At 66.5% G+C, this 14,604-nt stretch carries 17 protein-coding genes; 10 read left to right on the top strand and 7 right to left on the bottom strand.

What is annotated here, in order from left to right; translation table 11 throughout:
- The first annotated feature begins 132 nt into the window (after positions 1–132).
- The 3 genes from ACGFK1_RS30295 (at position 133) to lysA (ending at position 2,989) form a co-directional block, all read left to right on the top strand.
- Positions 133–942: a HugZ family protein gene (locus tag ACGFK1_RS30295; protein WP_393438591.1), complete on the top strand. Its 810-nt coding sequence runs from the start codon at positions 133–135 to the stop codon at positions 940–942.
- Between the two features lie 14 nt (positions 943–956).
- Entirely contained in the window at positions 957–1,532 is a 576-nt protein-coding gene (gene pyrE, locus ACGFK1_RS30290) for an orotate phosphoribosyltransferase (protein WP_393438588.1), read from the top strand.
- A 95-nt stretch (positions 1,533–1,627) separates the two neighbouring features.
- Positions 1,628–2,989 (top strand): diaminopimelate decarboxylase, encoded by a 1,362-nt coding sequence (gene lysA, locus ACGFK1_RS30285; RefSeq protein ID WP_393438586.1) that lies wholly within the window; start codon positions 1,628–1,630, stop codon positions 2,987–2,989.
- On the opposite strand, the gene ACGFK1_RS30280 is transcribed toward lysA, so the two are convergent.
- The 4 genes from ACGFK1_RS30280 to ACGFK1_RS30265 are packed head-to-tail and all read right to left on the bottom strand — an operon-like array spanning position 2,969 to position 6,775.
- The gene (locus tag ACGFK1_RS30280; RefSeq protein WP_393438583.1) at positions 2,969–4,012 is read right to left on the bottom strand and encodes an ABC transporter ATP-binding protein; all 1,044 of its coding nucleotides are present in this window, start codon (positions 4,010–4,012) and stop codon (positions 2,969–2,971) included. The genes lysA and ACGFK1_RS30280 overlap by 21 nt on opposite strands.
- Positions 4,009–4,803, bottom strand: a complete 795-nt coding sequence (locus ACGFK1_RS30275) for an ABC transporter permease (RefSeq protein WP_393438580.1) — start codon at positions 4,801–4,803, stop codon at positions 4,009–4,011. The genes ACGFK1_RS30280 and ACGFK1_RS30275 overlap by 4 nt, the downstream gene beginning before the upstream one ends.
- Positions 4,800–5,651: an ABC transporter permease gene (locus ACGFK1_RS30270; protein ID WP_393438777.1), complete on the bottom strand. Its 852-nt coding sequence runs from the start codon at positions 5,649–5,651 to the stop codon at positions 4,800–4,802. Before ACGFK1_RS30270 ends, ACGFK1_RS30275 begins: the two co-directional genes overlap by 4 nt.
- Positions 5,648–6,775 carry an ABC transporter substrate-binding protein gene (locus tag ACGFK1_RS30265; protein ID WP_393438577.1) on the bottom strand — a complete coding sequence of 376 codons (1,128 nt, stop codon included), beginning with the start codon at positions 6,773–6,775 and terminating at the stop codon, positions 5,648–5,650. The genes ACGFK1_RS30270 and ACGFK1_RS30265 overlap by 4 nt, the downstream gene beginning before the upstream one ends.
- Positions 6,776–6,969: 194 nt before the next feature.
- Here ACGFK1_RS30265 and ACGFK1_RS30260 point away from each other — a divergent pair, with 194 nt between their 5' ends.
- Positions 6,970–7,596, top strand: coding sequence for a hypothetical protein (locus tag ACGFK1_RS30260; RefSeq protein WP_393438574.1), 627 nt, complete (start codon positions 6,970–6,972; stop codon positions 7,594–7,596).
- A gap of 168 nt (positions 7,597–7,764) precedes the next feature.
- Positions 7,765–8,427, top strand: a complete 663-nt coding sequence (locus ACGFK1_RS30255) for an SDR family NAD(P)-dependent oxidoreductase (RefSeq protein WP_393438571.1) — start codon at positions 7,765–7,767, stop codon at positions 8,425–8,427.
- 2 nt (positions 8,428–8,429) lie between these two features.
- On the opposite strand, the gene ACGFK1_RS30250 is transcribed toward ACGFK1_RS30255, so the two are convergent.
- Both ACGFK1_RS30250 and ACGFK1_RS30245 read right to left on the bottom strand, forming a co-directional pair.
- Positions 8,430–9,329 (bottom strand): LysR family transcriptional regulator, encoded by a 900-nt coding sequence (locus tag ACGFK1_RS30250; RefSeq protein ID WP_393438568.1) that lies wholly within the window; start codon positions 9,327–9,329, stop codon positions 8,430–8,432.
- A gap of 12 nt (positions 9,330–9,341) precedes the next feature.
- The gene (locus ACGFK1_RS30245; protein ID WP_393438565.1) at positions 9,342–9,929 is read right to left on the bottom strand and encodes an FMN-dependent NADH-azoreductase; all 588 of its coding nucleotides are present in this window, start codon (positions 9,927–9,929) and stop codon (positions 9,342–9,344) included.
- Positions 9,930–10,020: 91 nt separating this feature from the next.
- On the opposite strand from ACGFK1_RS30245, the gene ACGFK1_RS30240 reads away from it, so the two are divergent.
- Together ACGFK1_RS30240 and ACGFK1_RS30235 are read left to right on the top strand one after the other, a co-directional pair.
- Positions 10,021–10,491 (top strand): MarR family winged helix-turn-helix transcriptional regulator, encoded by a 471-nt coding sequence (locus ACGFK1_RS30240; RefSeq protein ID WP_393438563.1) that lies wholly within the window; start codon positions 10,021–10,023, stop codon positions 10,489–10,491.
- A complete protein-coding gene (locus ACGFK1_RS30235) occupies positions 10,491–10,898 on the top strand; it encodes a TIGR03668 family PPOX class F420-dependent oxidoreductase (protein ID WP_393438560.1) in 408 nt (135 codons plus the stop codon). The genes ACGFK1_RS30240 and ACGFK1_RS30235 overlap by 1 nt, the downstream gene beginning before the upstream one ends.
- A 4-nt stretch (positions 10,899–10,902) precedes the next feature.
- Here the strand turns inward: ACGFK1_RS30235 and ACGFK1_RS30230 are convergent, their stop codons facing one another.
- Positions 10,903–11,271 carry a nuclear transport factor 2 family protein gene (locus tag ACGFK1_RS30230; RefSeq protein WP_393438557.1) on the bottom strand — a complete coding sequence of 123 codons (369 nt, stop codon included), beginning with the start codon at positions 11,269–11,271 and terminating at the stop codon, positions 10,903–10,905.
- A gap of 154 nt (positions 11,272–11,425) precedes the next feature.
- Here ACGFK1_RS30230 and ACGFK1_RS30225 point away from each other — a divergent pair, with 154 nt between their 5' ends.
- The 3 genes from ACGFK1_RS30225 to ACGFK1_RS30215 all read left to right on the top strand — a co-directional run bounded on the left by ACGFK1_RS30225 (position 11,426) and on the right by ACGFK1_RS30215 (position 14,468).
- Positions 11,426–13,609 carry an elongation factor G-like protein EF-G2 gene (locus ACGFK1_RS30225; RefSeq protein WP_393438554.1) on the top strand — a complete coding sequence of 728 codons (2,184 nt, stop codon included), beginning with the start codon at positions 11,426–11,428 and terminating at the stop codon, positions 13,607–13,609.
- Positions 13,610–13,637: 28 nt separating this feature from the next.
- Positions 13,638–14,102 (top strand): hypothetical protein, encoded by a 465-nt coding sequence (locus ACGFK1_RS30220; RefSeq protein WP_393438551.1) that lies wholly within the window; start codon positions 13,638–13,640, stop codon positions 14,100–14,102.
- A 114-nt stretch (positions 14,103–14,216) separates the two neighbouring features.
- Positions 14,217–14,468: a hypothetical protein gene (locus ACGFK1_RS30215; protein ID WP_393438548.1), complete on the top strand. Its 252-nt coding sequence runs from the start codon at positions 14,217–14,219 to the stop codon at positions 14,466–14,468.
- Positions 14,469–14,604: the final 136 nt, after the last annotated feature.

Below are 14,604 nucleotides of genomic sequence, written 5' to 3'. Positions count from 1 at the left end.
CCTCACCACCGAAGAGAATCGTTGTCCGTCAATCGCATAATCCCGTTTATCTTCGCACAGTGATGCGATTTGAAAGGGCCGAAATACCTCACCGAATTCAAAACCCTCGCGGCCGTTGGGTATCGTGCCGACGTGGCGTCCCGTGATCACGGCGACCCGGGCTCCGATTCGGCGCGCCCGTCGGTCCCTCCCCCGCTCACCGCTGTCATCAACGCGGTTCGGCCGTCGGCGGCCGAGGAGGCCCGCACCATCGCCGCGGCGACGAACACCGGCACACTTGCGACCTTGACCGCCGACGGCGACCCGTGGGCATCGTTTGTCACCTATGGCTTGCTCGGCGGCGCGCCGGTGCTGTGCGTGTCGAATCTGGCCGAGCACGGCCGCAATCTGGCCGCCGACCCGCGGGCCAGCATCGCGATCGTGGCGCCGCAGCGCGAATCCGATCCATTGGCCAGCGGCCGCGTCACCCTCGCGGGCGTCGTCGAGCAACCGGCAGGAGACGAAGCGGCCGCGGCGAGGGAGGCGCACCTCGCGGCCGTCGCGGCAGCGAAGTACTACATCGACTACAGCGACTTCACGCTGTGGGTGCTGCGCGTGCACCGAGTGCGGTGGGTCGGCGGCTACGGCCGGATGGACTCCGCGACGGGCGAGGCGTACTACGCCGCCGAACCGGATCCGGTGTCACCGCACGCCGACGGCGCGATCGCGCACCTCAACGACGACCATGCCGCTGCGCTGGTGGCGATGGCGCAGACCCTCGGCGGATACCCGGACACCACGGCGGCCACCTGCACCGGCGCCGACCGCTATGGGCTGGACCTGCGGGTGGTCACCCCTCGCGGCGTCGCCTACACCCGCATCGGTTATGCGAACCCGATTCAGTCCTTCGATGAATTGCGTTCGGCCACGGTCGAGTTGACGCGTCGCGCCCGGGACGCCTGACCTAGGCTCTCGATATGTCTGTCACCGACCGCCCGGACACCTGGCAAGCCGCCTTCGATCTCATCCGCAGCCGCGGCTATGAGCATCGCGAGGAGCCGTTCAAGTTGGCCAGCGGCCAGCTGTCGCACGACTACATCGATGGCAAGTTCGCCGTCGACACGGGAGAGCGGTTGGGCATCGTCAGCAGGGCTGTGGCCGACCTGGCAGCGCGGCACGGGATCGAATTCGACGCCGTCGGCGGGCTCACGATGGGCGCCGACCCGCTGGCGCACGGGGTCGCGATGGTCACCGGCAAGGCCTGGTTCTCCGTCCGCAAGGAGCAGAAGCAGCGCGGCCGCGAGCAGTGGATCGAGGGCACCCGGATCGAACCGGGCATGCGGGTGCTGCTTGTCGACGACGTGATCAGCACCGGCGGCTCCACCGAGAAGGCCTACGAGCGGGTGACGGCGGCGGGCGCCGTGGTCACCGGCGTGATCCCGATGGTTGACCGCGGCGACGTGGCCACCGAACGCTTCGCCGCGCGCAACGTGCCGTTCGTGGCGCTGGTCACCTACCGGGATCTCGGCATCGAACCGGTCAAAGACGTGTGAGGTGTCTGAGCGCAGCGCATCAATATTGACCCGCTGCCCGTCAAGACCCCGTCAAGGTTCGTGCCATCCGACGTCGACTGGCGCACGGTGGCCTCATGACCTTGCTGGACTTTTTGCCGTCCCTGCACAACGCCGCCGCATCCCGAATCGATCCGGCGATCTGGCCGCTGACAACCTCGGTTGACGAGCTCGGCAGGCTGTGCGTCGGCGATGTGCCATTGACCGACATCGCAGACGAATTCCGCACCCCCACATATGTTCTGGATGAGGCCGACTTCCGGCACCGACTGCATACCTACCGCACGATGCTTCGCGACGTCGAGATTCGCTACGCCGCGAAGTCACTCCTGACCACCCGCGTCGCGCGCTGGGTGGCCGAGGAGGGTGCGGGTGTGGACGTCAGCTCGGCCGGTGAGCTGGCGACCGCGTTGGCCGGCGGTGTGGATGCCGCGCGGATCGTGTTGCACGGCAACGCCAAACCGGTCGACGAGTTGAGCGACGCCGCGGCGGTCGGCGTTGGCCGGGTGGTGATCGATTCGCCGATGGAGATCGCCTACCTGTCCTGTGTGGCAAGGCGTCCGCAGCAGGTGCTGATCCGGGTCACGCCGGGCATCGACATCGGCGGCCACCCCGCGGTCACGACGGGCGTCGACGACCAGAAGTTCGGCTTCGCCCTCAGCGACGGGCACGCGCTCGCCGCCGCCCAACGCGTCCTTCATCAACCTGCGCTGGAGTTGGTCGGCCTGCACTGCCACATCGGCTCGCAGGTCACTGACCCGACGCTGTACGGCGAGGTGATCCGGCGGATGATCGCCGCCATGGCCGACATCCGGCGAGCTCACGGTGTCACGCTGCCGGAGCTCAACATCGGCGGCGGGCACGGAATCCCGTATGTTTCAGGTGATCCCGAGTTGAGCGTCTCACAGCTGTCCGACATCATCTCCGACGCGCTCGACTGGGCGTGCGCCGCAAGGCGGTTCCCCCGGCCGCGCATCGTGGTCGAACCCGGCAGGGCGATCAGCGCCCGCGCAGGCGTCACGCTGTACCGCGTCGTCTCGGTGAAATCCCAACCCGGCGGCCGCACCTTCGTGGCGGTCGACGGCGGCATGTCCGACAACCCGCGCGTCGCCTTGTACGGTGCGAAATACACTGTGGCGCTGGTCAACCGGCACGCTCTGGGCGCGACGAACCGGGTGACGGTCGCCGGTAGGCACTGTGAATCAGGCGACGAGATCGCCCGCGACGTGGCCTTGGCCGCCGATGTGCACCCCGGCGATCTGCTGGCGGTGGCGTGCACCGGCGCGTATCAGCACAGCATGGCGTCGAACTACAACATGGTGGGCAGGCCACCGATCGTCGCGGTGAAACACGGGCGCGTCGAGGAACTGGTGCGGCGCGAGACCATTGCCAATTTGGTTGCCCGCGACCGTGGTTGGTCAGGAGGCCTGCACGACTAGCACGCCGGTCGGCTCGACACCGACCGTCACCCGGTCGCCAGGCGCGAACGTCTTCGCCTTCGAGCTGACCATCTGCGAACTGATCACAGTGCCGTCTTCAAGTGCGGCATAGACCCGGGAGATCGGCCCGAGGAAAGCCACCGAACTGATGGTCGCTGAACCCCGCGGGTCGGCGGTGATGGTAACCGACTCCGGCCGCACCATCGCCAGGCCACTTCCCGCCACGGACCCCTCGAGCGCGGGCACCGACGTACCGAGCAGACGCGCCTGGCCTCCCGAAACATCGGCTGGCACTTTGTTGTTCAGGCCGACGAACTCGGCGACGAACGGCGTGGCGGGGTTGGCGTACAGCTCGGCCGGGGCGGCCAACTGCTCGAGCTTGCCCTGGCTCATCACGCCGACCCGGTCTGCGACGGCCAGCGCCTCCTCCTGGTCATGCGTGACGAACAGAGTCGTCGTGCCGACCTCGAGTTGCACGCGCCTGATCTCATCCCGCAGTTGGGTGCGCACCTTGGCGTCCAACGCCGACAGCGGTTCGTCGAGAAGCAGCACCCGCGGTTGAATCGCGAGTGCGCGGGCCAGCGCGACGCGCTGCTGCTGGCCGCCGGACAGCTCGCTGGCGTACTTGTGCTTGTGCGCGGAAAGGCCGACCAGGTCGAGCATGTCGGCGGCCCGAGAAGTACGTTCGCTCTTCGGTTTTCCGCGCATCTTCAAGCCGAACGCGACGTTGTCCAACACGGTCAGGTGTGGGAACAGGCTGTACGCCTGGAACACCATGCCCATGTCGCGCTTGTTGGCAGGCACATTGCTGACGTCGCGGCCACCCACCGACACGCTCCCTGAAGTGGCCTCGTCGAGGCCGGCGAGGATGCGCAGCGCTGTGGTCTTCCCGCAGCCTGACGGGCCGAGCAAGGCAACCAGTTCGCCGGGCTCGATGTGCAAGGTGAGCCCATCGAGCGCCTTGACACTGCCATAAACCCGTGTCAAGTCCGTGAGTTCGACGGCGACTCCGTTGGTTGTCATGCGGCGGCTCCAGGTTGGACGACGTTCTCGACGGTGGCCCTGCGGCGGCCGCGAGTCACCAGCGACAGGATGAGCAGAAGCAGGAAGCCGAACAGCAGCACGGCCAGCGACGCGGCGACCGACGTCGGTCCGTCGGTCTTGCCGATCTGCACGATCTGCACCTGCAGCGTCTGATAGCCGGAGAGCGACGCGATGGTGTACTCGCCGAGCACCACCGCGATGGAAATGAAAGCCGCCGACAGTATTCCGGACCAGATGTTGGGCACGACGACTCGCAGGATCGTGGTCGCCCAACCGGCGCCCAGTGACCGGGCCGCCTCGGCGAGAGTCTTGAGGTCGATGGACGCCAACGCGGCGTCGATCGCCCGGTATGCGAACGGCAACACCAGCACGACGTAGACGAATGTCAGCGTCAGCGCCGATTCACCAAGGAAATACGTCACCCACAGATAGACGTTGCGCAGTCCCACCACGATCACCAGCGCCGGGATCGTCAGCGGCAGCAGGCAGAGGAATTCCACCATCCCCTTGGCCCACGGCGTACGCAACCGCACCCATATCATGGTCGGCACCAGCACGAGAAGCATCGCGATCACCGTGAAAACGGCCAGCAGCAACGAGATCACGATCGACTGGTACAGCGCCTCGTCGGCGACCAGGTTCTGCCACGCCTGCGCGGTGCGGCCACCGGCGATCAGATTGCGGGTCGAGAAGTCCGCCATCGCGTACAACGGAAACAAGAAGAACAGCCCGAACGCCAGCCACAGCACAGGGCGAACGATGCGGCTCATCGCAGCCACCTCGCAGTGCGGCGCACCAAGGCGTTGTAGGCCACCATCACCAACGCCACCACGATGATCATCTCCAGCGCCAGCGCGTACGCGAAGCCCGACTGGCCGAGCACCACTTCACTGGTGAGCGCGGCGCGGATCAGCAGCGGCACGATCGGGCTGCCCTGGCTGACCAGCGCGGCCGCCGTGGCGTAGGCGGCAAAGGCATTGGCGAACAACAGAAGTGCCGAACCGAGGAACGCGGGGGTCAACAGCGGTACCGCCACTTCACGCCAGTAGCGCCACGTGGACGCGCCGAGGCTGACCGCGGCCTCCCGCCATTGATCCCGCAGTCCCTCGAGCGCAGGCACGAACACGATCACCATCAGCGGAATCTGGAAGTAGGTGTACACCAGGATCAGACCAGGCAGCGCGTAGAGCCAGCCCGAGCCCGCGAGGTTGATGCCGAACATCTGCTGCACCCACAACGTCAGCACACCGTTCAACCCGATCGTGGCGAGAAACGCGAATGCCAAAGCAACGCCGCCGAACTGGGCCAACACGCTGCACAACGAGATGACCGCGCGTCGCACCATTGAGGTCGGCGGACTGCTGACGATCAGCCACGCCAGCACCGCGCCGAGCACCGCCCCGATCAGTGCGGTGCTCCCCGAGAGCAGCACGCTCTTCCACAACGCGCTCAGCGCGGTGTCGGAGAACAGCGCCTGGATCTTCGCCAATGAGAACGCACCGTCGGCGAAGAAAGCGCTGAAGATCACCGTCACCGTCGGGATGATCAAGAAGATCACCACGAGGGCAAGGAAGGGCAGCAACGGAAGCCCGTCGCGCAGCTTGCGTAGCACGGTCAGCCGATCGCCTTGGCCCAGTTTTCCGACAGGTACTTGGTGGCTTTATCGGTCTGGTCGGGGCTCGGCACGGTGACCGGACCGTCGATGACGGGGATCTTGGTCACCGACGCCTTGTCGATGGTGCCCGCCGCCAACATCTGGTCGGCGCGCACCGGACGCACCCCGCCTGCGGCGTAGAGGTTCTGGCCTTCATCGCTGTACAGGAACTCCTGCCAGAGCCTGGCCGCCGCGGGATGCGGGGCGTCCTTGTTGATGGCCTGGTAGTAGTAGCCGGCAACCACCGCGTTCTGTGGAACGAAGACCTGCCAGCTCGGCAGCTTCGCGGTGGTGGCGGCGTTCAGGTAGTTCCAGTCGAGGACCACCGGTGTCTGGCCCGACTCGATGGTCGCCGGAGTGGGATCGACCGGCAGGAAGTTGCCCGCCTGCTTGAGCTTGCGGAAGAACTCGACACCTGGCGCGATGTCGTCAACCGACCCGCCTTGGGACAGCGCAACCATCAGCACGCCGGAGAACGCGGCACCTGCCTGTGTCGGATCGCCGTTCAGCGCCACCTTGCCCTTGTATTCGGGCTTGAGGAGGTCATTGACGTTGCCGATCGGCGGCACCTTGCTGCTGTCGAATCCGATCGACATGTAGCCGCCGTAGTCGTTGACCCACGCGCCGTTGGCATCCTTGAATGCGGCGGGGATGTCGTCGAACGTGGCGACCTTGTACGGCGCGAACACCGCCGTGTTGGCCAGCGCCACCGATTGGCCGAGATCGAACACATCGGGCGCGGTGCTCTTGCCCTTCTGCTGATTGGCGGCGTTGATCTCGTCCTGGCTGGCCGCGTCTGGCTGCGCCGAGTTGACCTTGATGCCGTACTTGTCCGAGAACGCCTTGATGATGGCGCCGTAATTGGCCCAATCTGGTGGCAGCGCAATCACATTGAGCTCACCCTCCTTTTTGGCCGCGGCCACAAGGGCATCCATTCCGCCGAAGTCGGCCGCCGACTTCGCCTCGCTGACGTTCACGCCGGACTCTGTCTTGCCGCCTGAGTTGTCCTTCTGCGGCGGGGCGCAGCCGATCACGGTCGAGAACACGAGGGTGGATGCGGCGGTGACCGCCAGGAGCGACTTGTACATTGGCGAAACCTTCCGATGGGCGAGAGACCGCGCAGTGGCCCGGCGGTAACGGCGCCGAGTCACGATGGTGAATGAATCCGACCGGGGCGACCGAACCCTATCGTGGCGGCGGTGATGTCGCTGTGCGTTCTCTCGACTCAGGCGGATTTCGGCTGACGGCCCATTTGCCCTGGTCCGGGCGATAGCATCGCTGTGTGGTTGAACGCGAAGCCTCGGGGGACTTCGACTATCTCTGGGACGACCAGGCCGACGCGGACGGGTTGACCGGTGATGACCTGGCGTTTGACGCGGATCCGGCCGAGACGCCCGACGACTTGTTGAAGGGCCCTGGCGACGATCAGTGGGATGACCCCGACGACAACTTCTGGGATAACCAACCGGATGTGGACGCCGGCCACGATGGGTTCGACGCGTTCAACGCCAGCACGTGGAGCTTCAAACCGGCGCCCGTGCCCTGGTATCGCACCAAACAGGCGATGACCGCGATTGTCGCGGCATCCGCCGCGATGGCGGCGATCGTGGTGTCGGGCGTGCTGCTGGTGTTCCGCGGTGGCGCCGACGGCACCGTGCCCGAGGTGACGTCCTCGGTGACCCCGACGGCGCCGACCAGCGTCGCGCCCTTGCAGGTGGCGAGCAGCGAGGCGGCGCCGCCGCCAGCGCCACCGCCGCCTGCTCCCCCGCCGGAAACCGCGGCGCCGGTGAACCAGGCCCCCCGATACGAGGCTCCGCGAGTGCAGCCGCGGCAGACGAAGGGCCCTGAGATCAACGTCACCCGATCACCGCTCAGTGTCGCGCCGCAGCCTCGCGGCGGGCGTCATTGACCACGCCCGATATCCGCGACCGATCGCTGCCATAACGTGGACGCATCGCGGACGCGGAACAGTCGGTCAACGGTCGCTATTTACCTCAGGTATGACATCAACACTTGACGGCTCGACGCGTTGGTAACCGGCGCGACCTCGGGCATAGGCAAAGCGATCGCTTCACAATTGGCCGCTCTCGGCGCCGAGGTCGTCGTCCACGGCCGCAGCGCCGCGCGCGGCGCCGAGACGGTGCGGGCGATTGAAAACGGCGGCGGTAAGGCCCGTTTCGTGGCTGCCGACTTGTCGAACGCCGACGACGTCCGCCGGTTGGCAGACGAGGTCGGCCCCGTCGACATCCTGATCAACAATGCAGGTGTCTACCAGTTCGGGGCTACCGCGGATACCGATGACGCGTTCTTCGACGAGCATGTGAACGTCAACATGCGGGCGCCCTTCATCCTGGTGCAGAAGCTCGTGCCAGGCATGGCCGAGCGCGGACACGGTGCCGTGGTCAACATCAGCACCTTGGCCGCGTCGACGCCCGCTCGTCACGCAGGCATCTACGGCGCCACCAAGGCCGGCCTCGAACTGCTGACCCGGGTATGGGCCGATGAGTTCGGTCGCTCCGGTGTACGCGTCAACACTGTGGCGGCAGGACCGACGGAGACGCCGGGCACCTCGGTGTTGCCTGGCCTCACCGGCGCGCTTGCGACCACCACCACGCTGGGTCGAGTCGCCGATCCCGAGGAGATCGCCAGGGCCGCAACCTTTCTGGCGTCACCCGAGGCCAGCTACATCAACGGCGCCATTCTGCATGCAACGGGGGGTCAGCTCGCCGTCGCGCCCTAGGGTCAGCTGTCGTCGGCGGTCTCGAACTGGGTGATCAAAATTCCGACATCGCGCCTGCGCAGACTGGCCGGCCACACCGCCCATGTCCTGCGGACCAGCGGATTGCCCGCGAGCGGCGCCCACACGACGGTATCCGGCATCTGCTCGACCAGCCGTGACGGGGCGAGCGCGAACGCATGGCCCGAGCTGACCGACGCGTACTTCATCGCCGCGATCAACTCGAGGCCGTCCGGCACCGGAGGGCCCGCGTCGATGCCGTGTCTGCGGAAGATCGAGGTCACTTCGTCGAACCAGGCCGGACTGCCCGCGCGTGGGAAACCGACCCACTTCAGCCTCTTCAATGCGGCCAACTGCACACCGTCGGGACCGACGAGTTGATCCGCCATCTCCGAGGCGATCAAAACGCCGAGATTCTCCCGCGACACCAGCATCGCGTCGAACTCGGGACCGGTGGGGCGCTCACGCACGAGGCCGACGTCGAGCGCATCGTCGCGCAACGCCGCGAATTGCGCCGCAGTGGACAACTGACGCGGAACCACCCGCGTGTTGGGGGATTTCGCGGCGAAGCGCGCCAACGCCGGTGGCAGCACGTCGGGGTCCAGCTCCAGCGGGACGCCCACCCGGATCACGCTGATGCCCCCGGCCGTCAGTTCGGCCATCGTCGCGAGCGCCTGGTCGCGGCGCGCCAGCACGGCGCGGGCCTCGCCCAGCAGCGTGTGTCCCGCCGCCGTCGGCCGCACGCCGGTGCTGCTGCGCACCAACAGCTTGACGGCCAACTCGCGCTCGAGGTTGTTCACGGTCTGCGACAGCGCGGGCTGGCTGATGTGAAGGCGCCGGGAGGCTGCCGAAAGCCCACCCTCCTCGACGATCGCGACGAATGCGGCGAGTTCGCGGAACTCCATGCCTCCGTGAGGCTACGCGGCGTTCTCGCCTGCGGTCCACAACTGGTCGACTGCGGCGAGCGCGCGGTTCAGACTGTCGGCGGCCAGCGGCCGCAGTTCGGCCATCGCCGGATTGACGTCAGCCATCGTGAGTTCCGCGGTGATGAATCGCGGCTGCAGACCGGTCATCGACACGCCGTGTGTCAGCCACGGCTGCGCGTGGTCCCAACCTTCGCGAGGGGTGCCGGGTCCGTATCCGCCGCCGCGGCTCGCCAACACGACGAAATCGGTGTCGCCGAGCAGACCCTGGCCGGTGTCGGGGTCGATGGACAAGCCCGGCGCAACGATGTGGTCCACCCACGCATGAACGGTGCTCGGCGCGCCGAAGTTGTACAGCGGCAGGCCCAGCAGCACGGTGTCGGCCCGCTTGATCTCGTCGACGAGCACGGTGCTCAGCGTCGATGCGGTCGCGGGGTCGAGATGCGGGATCGGATTCGCCGCGAGGTCGCGGTAGGTGACGGTCCCGCCCGGATGCGTGGCACGCCAGCGGTCGGCGGCGCGGGCGGACAGCCGACGACTGACGGATCGGTCACCCTGTACCGACGAGTCGATGTGCAGCACGTGTGCCGTGTGTAGTCCTCCATAGATAGTTTGTGTTCTACAAATTATCTATACAAGACCGACTGTGGCTTTATTCCAGTAGCCTGGTCAGGTGGATGACCTGCCGATTGTTCGTCCCGCGGAGCACCTGTCCACTCCGCTGCTCGTCCACCTGGCCCGCCGGATGCAGACCGAGGCGGAGGCCGAACTCGAGGAACTGGGGCTGCGCGCCCGCCACGTCATCGTGCTCACGCTGTTGCGTGACCACGGTGAGCAGAGCCAGTCCGATCTGGCAGTGACGCTCGGCATGGACCCGACGAACGTCGTCGCGCTGTTGAACGAGTTGGAGAACGACGACCTGCTGCAGCGCCGGCGCTCGCCGCAGGACCGTCGCCGCCACACCGTCTCGTTGACCGACGCGGGGCGGGCGCGCCTGAAGAAGGTCGAAGCTCTTCTCACCGGTGTCGAGCAGCGGGTGCTCGAGGCGCTCACACCGGAGGATCAGCAGACGTTGTACGGCCTGCTGTCGCGCGCCGCCTCAGGGATCTCGTGCGCTGAGGCGGCCGGGAATACTCTGGACTGATGGCCGACAATCAGGCAGAGGCCATGTTCGCGGCGTCGCCGGTGGCGATGCTTGCCACGGCCGGAGCCGACGGGAAGCCACATGTGGTGCCTGTCGTGTTCGCGGTTCACGGCGGCGTCGTATACACGGCGGTCGACGCCAAACGTAAATCCACTCAACGGCTTCGCCGGTTGGCCAACATCGAAGCCAACCCCGCGGTCAGCATGCTCGTCGACCATTACGACGACGATTGGACCCAGTTGTGGTGGGTTCGCGCGGACGGCATAGCGGCGGTCCACCACAGCGGGGAGGAAATGGCCGCCTGCTATGCCCTGCTGCGTGCGAAATACGTTCAGTATCAACGCGTTGCGCTGGACGGACCGGTGGTCACGGTCGAGGTCCAGCGCTGGACGCTGTGGCAGGCCTAGGCCATCAGGCCGGCGCGGGCACCTTGTCGAGGAAACCGAGCACGGCTTCGATGCGGCCGGAGTCGTCGCAGACGGCCACGTCGAAGCCGACGATCGGTGCTTCGGCGCCCGCGGGGCCCAGCTCCCAGCGGAACCGGGCTTGGTTGTGGTGGCCGTCGACCGGCCCGGCCAACCGGAACACGAAGCCGGGAAACTGCTCGTGCACGGCACCGATCATCGCGGCGATCGCGTCGCGTCCTTCGGCGGCCGCCAGCGGATCGGTGTAGCGGGCGTCCGGGGTGTAGAGCTGGTCCACGGCGGCGCGGCGAGCGTGCGGGTCGGTCTCGTTCCAGGTGTCGATGTAGCGCTGTGCGAGTTCGTCGAAGTTGGTCATGGCGCCCACACTGGCGGCCCTGTGACCGCGTGTCGATTACCCGCAAGGTAGGGCTGACCAAAGTCGCCGAATCGCTTGTGCTCGGTGTCGGTTGGGGGAATTGTGGTTTAACACATGCCCCGGTAGCGATGCTGCTGCTGTCAGGAGGAACGTCATGGCTGACAAAGCGACAACTTCCCAGGGCGCCGGAGCCGCCCCCACCGCGGACAGTCCGGCCGCCATCCGCAACGTGGTGCTGGTGGGCCCATCGGGTGGCGGCAAGACGACACTCGTCGAGGCGCTGCTCGTTGCCTCCGGGGTGCTCACCAGACAAGGCTCTGTCGTCGACGGCACCACCGTGTGTGACAGCGACGAGGCGGAGATCACGCAGCAGCGCTCCGTCGGCCTGGCGCTGGCGTCGCTGCAACATGACGGGGTGAAGGTCAACCTGATCGACACTCCCGGCTACGCCGACTTCGTCGGCGAGTTGCGCGCCGGGTTGCGCGCCGCGGATTGCGCGCTGTTCGTGATCGCGGCCAACGAAGGCGTCGATGATCCGACCAAGTCGCTGTGGCTGGAGTGCGCGCAGGTGGGTATGCCCCGCGCCGTGGTGATCACCAAACTGGACCATGCCCGAGCCAGTTACGAGACAGCATTGGCCGCGGCGCAGGAAGCGTTCGGCGACAAGGTGCTTCCGCTGTATCTGGCCGCCGACACCCCCTGCACGGGCTTGATCGGACTGCTGTCGCAGGCGCACTACGAATACGCCGGCGGTAAGCGCAGTGGGACGCACCCGCCGGACGATTCCTACGCCGATGCGATCGAGGAAATGCGCGGCACGCTGATCGAAGGAATCATCGAAGAGTCCGAGGACGAGACACTGATGGAGCGCTACCTCGGCGGTGAGGAAATCGACCAGACGGTGCTGATCGATGATCTAGAAAAGGCCGTCGCGCGGGCATCGTTCTTCCCGGTGATCCCGGCCTGCAGCGGCACCGGCGTCGGAACGCTCGAACTGCTCGAGATCATCACCAGCGCGTTCCCGTCGCCGCCCGAGCACACGCTGCCGGAGGTGTTCACGCCACAGGGCAAGGCGCGCAACGGGTTGGCCTGCGATCCGAACGGACCGCTGTTGGCCGAGGTGGTCAAGACCACATCGGATCCGTACGTCGGCAGGGTCAGCCTGGTCCGGGTGTTCTCAGGAACCATCAGGCCCGACGCGACGGTGCACGTGTCGGGCCATCTCTCGCAGTTCTTCGGTTCGGACGGCTTCCTTTCCTCGCATACCGACACCGGCGCGATGGCCGCACATGCCGATCACGACGAGGACGAGCGGATCGGCACGCTGTCGTTCCCGCTTGGCAAGCAGCAGCGGCCTGCGCCGTCGGTGGTGGCGGGCGACCTCTGCGCGATCGGCAAACTCAGCCGTGCCGAAACCGGTGACACACTGTCCGATAAATCCGATCCGCTGGTGCTCAAGCCGTGGACCATGCCCGAACCGCTGCTGCCGATCGCGGTGCAGCCACGGGCGAAGACTGACGAGGACAAGCTGTCGGTGGGCCTGCAACGGCTTGCGGCCGAAGATCCGACGCTGCGAATCGAGCAGAACCCGGAGACACATCAAATCGTGTTGTGGTGCATGGGCGAGGCGCACGCGGGGGTGGTGCTCGACGCGCTGAGCCGCCGCTACGGTGTGGCCGTGGACACCGTCCAGCTGCGGGTGCCGCTGCGAGAGACGTTCGGCGGCAACGCCAAAGGTCACGGTAGGCATGTAAAACAATCCGGCGGACACGGCCAGTACGCGGTCTGCGACATCGAAGTGGAGCCGCTGCCGGAAGGGGCGGGTTTCGAGTTCGTCGACAAGGTGGTCGGCGGCGCGGTGCCACGCAACTTCATTCCCAGCGTGGAAAAGGGTGTGCGCGCGCAGATGGAGAAGGGCGTCGGCGCCGGCTATCCGGTGGTGGACATCCGGGTGACGCTGTTTGACGGTAAGGCGCACAGCGTGGATTCATCCGACTTCGCCTTCCAGATGGCCGGCGGGCTGGCGTTGCGGGAGGCGGCGGCCGCGACGCGGGTGAACCTGCTCGAGCCGGTCGACGTGGTGGCGGTGTTGGTCCCCGACGACATGGTCGGCGCCGTGATGGGTGATCTGGCCGGTCGACGGGGACGCGTGCTCGGCACAGATAAGGTCGGCGAAGACCGCACGATGATCAAGGCGGAGATCCCTGAAGTCGAATTGACACGCTACGCAATCGATTTGCGTTCGCTATCGCACGGGTCCGGCTCATTCACCCGGTCGTTTGCCCGGTACGAGCCGATGCCCGAATCCGCGGCAGCCAAGGTGAAGACGTCTGCCTGAGCCAATTCTCGGCATCGACTTCGGCCGGGTGATCGAGGGCGGCCTCGGAGCAGACGAAGCAGCCGACACCAGTTTCCTCGGTTCCGCTCTTCAAGACGCGATGGCGTCGCCGGCGACACCCGGTGCGTTCGAGGTCATCCCGCGCCTCGTCACGCTGTTCGATGGTAGGGCGTGGATCATCTCGAAATGCGGTGTGGAAACCCAACTCAAGACGCTTGCCTGGCTGGACCATCACGACTTTTACGGACGCACCGGTCTGCCGCGCGGCAACCTGCGGTTCTGCCGCGAACGCGCGGACAAGGCCACCCATTGCCGCGAACTCGGCGTCACGCACATGATCGACGACAGGCTCGACGTACACGCAGCCATCCGAGACGTCGTTCCGCACCTGTATCTGTTCGGTCCGCAGGACGGTGAGATACCGGACTGGGTTGTCCATGTGCCGGATTGGCCCTCGGTCGCTGATCGATTGACATCGGACATTACCGGCTAGCAGGGGGGCCGTTTTGGGCGTCAACCGGGACGACGTCCGCCCACCCCCGGAGAACTCTGGAACTCGTGGAAGAACGCAATCTTCCTCAGAGATAGGCATTTTCGAGGAGTTCGGATGAATCTCAAACGGGTTATCGGCAGTGTGGCGATCGCCAGCGCCATAGGTGTTTCCAGCCTCGGCATCGGTGTGGGCGTCGCCAACGCCAGCACCGAAGGCGCCGGTTCCGGCACGGCCGTGGTGCAACCCGTCGACTGGCGCGGTTACGACCATGGCCACGACTGGGGCCACGGTTACGGACGCGGCTTCCGTGGCGGATGGCCCGATAATCACTGGTGGCATCCGTGGTTCCGGCCCTGGCGCTGGTGAGCCGTAGCCTCCTGCGCGGCAACATCACTCATCGCTTCGGTCCGGTGGGTCGGTGTTGCCGTGGAGGAGTTCTTCGGGGTGGTGGGCGTGGTTGATGTCGGGTGGGCGGGTGCCGTCGGTCCAGGCCAGTCGCCCG

It is taken from the genome of Mycobacterium sp. NPDC048908 (assembly GCF_043197955.1).
In the GTDB taxonomy this organism is placed as follows: Bacteria; Actinomycetota; Actinomycetes; order Mycobacteriales; family Mycobacteriaceae; genus Mycobacterium.
Note: the sequence above shows the minus strand (reverse complement) of the source record. Positions and strands in the feature narration are given on the sequence as shown.